The sequence below is a fragment of the Streptomyces sp. T39 genome (genome assembly GCF_008042045.1).
Taxonomy (GTDB): Bacteria; Actinomycetota; Actinomycetes; order Streptomycetales; family Streptomycetaceae; genus Streptomyces.
The window spans coordinates 1-917 of the sequence record NZ_RDBP01000170.1 but is presented as its reverse complement, the minus strand read 5'-3'; the positions used below and the strand labels follow the sequence as shown (position 1 = coordinate 917).

The 917-nt window shown below is 77.2% G+C and carries 2 pseudogenes; one reads left to right on the top strand and one right to left on the bottom strand.

Annotation, left to right across the window (positions count from 1 at the left end):
* Nucleotides 1-154: pseudogene (locus EAO77_RS40800) on the bottom strand (WHG domain-containing protein); the annotation flags it as partial.
* Nucleotides 155-214: 60 nt separating this feature from the next.
* Here EAO77_RS40800 and EAO77_RS36470 point away from each other — a divergent pair.
* A pseudogene (locus EAO77_RS36470) lies at nucleotides 215-917 on the top strand (lipase); the annotation flags it as partial.

Sequence of the window (917 nt, the reverse complement as noted above, 5' to 3'; positions counted from 1 at the left end):
CACCTGGCCGGCGCTCGCGGCGTCGCTCGGCGGGGTCGAGCGGGAAGCGGGTCGCGGCCCAGCGGCCGGGGTGTTCGCGGGCGTAGTCGCGGTAGGCGTCGGCGAAGGCGGCCAGGGCGTCCTTGCCGGTCGCGGCCCAGCGGCCGGCGGCGGCCCGTCCGCCCCCCACCACACGGCGGCGTCCGCGCGCCGCCGGGAACAGCAAGGCACCGACATGGACACCACCGCACCCGACCGCGACGACTGGATCACGACCCCCCTCACCGCCGGCCTCCTGCGGGGCGCGCTCGACCTGGAGCGCACCGAGCACGGCCTGCTGCCCCACCGGCTGCCCGCGCGGGCCCGCGCCCAGTGCACCGACCCGCAGCTCGCCATGGTCGAGTCGCAGCCCTCGGGCGTCCGCCTGGTGTTCAGGACCCGGGCCACGGCCGTCGAACTCGACACGCTGCCCACCAAGCGGAACTACACCGGGGCCCCGCCGCGGCCCGACGGCGTCTACGAACTGCTCGTCGACGGCCGGCCCGCCGGGCGCGGCAGCGTCGCCGCCGGCAACACGCTCACCATCGACATGGAGACCTGGGCGACCGAGTACCGCGCCGGTGACCCCGGAACGGTCCGCTTCACCGGCCTGCCGGACCGCGAGAAGACCGTGGAGATCTGGCTGCCGCACAACGAGACCACCGAACTCGTCGCCCTGCGCACCGACGCCCCCGTGGAGGGCGTGGCCGACCGGGGACGGGTCTGGCTGCACCACGGCAGCTCCATCAGCCACGGCTCCGAGGCGGCCGGCCCCACCTCCACCTGGCCGGCGCTCGCGGCGTCGCTCGGCGGGGTCGAGCCCATCAGCCACGGCTCCGAGGCGGCCGGCCCCACCTCCACCTGGCCGGCGCTCGCGGCGTCGCTCGGCGGGGTCGAGC